Origin of the sequence: Micrococcus sp. GbtcB5 (assembly GCF_019091605.1) — a bacterium.
GTDB classification, from domain to species: Bacteria; Actinomycetota; Actinomycetes; order Actinomycetales; family Micrococcaceae; genus Micrococcus; species Micrococcus luteus.
In genome coordinates this window covers 1-280 of record NZ_JAGXJK010000168.1, presented here as the reverse complement: position 1 = coordinate 280, position 280 = coordinate 1, and the positions used below count along the sequence as shown (strand labels likewise).

The window sequence follows — 280 nt, the reverse complement described above, 5'->3', positions numbered from 1 at the left end:
GCGGGCCCTCGAGATCCTCGGGGACGAGGTGCCCGACCACCTTCGCTACGCGGGTCGGCTGCGCCTCGAGCACAAGCAGGCCTCCCTCGACGAGCTCGGCCGCCTCGCGGACCCGCCGATGTCCAAGGACGCCGTCGCCGGGCGCATCCGCCGGCTACTGGCCATGGCGGACAAGCGGGCCGCCGGGCGGGGCATCCCCGGGACGGACGCGGCCTCCGAAGGCTGAGCGCGGGATCACCGCCGACTGGATCTGGCCCCGGCGCTCCGCCCCCGGTCACAA

Annotated in this window: 1 protein-coding gene; it reads left to right on the top strand. The window is 75.7% G+C overall.

From position 1 onward, the window contains the following. Positions 1-226 (top strand): DNA-binding protein WhiA (gene whiA / locus KVS67_RS11885; protein ID WP_217565436.1); only part of this gene is annotated, 226 nt, incomplete at its 5' end. Positions 227-280 lie beyond the last annotated feature (54 nt).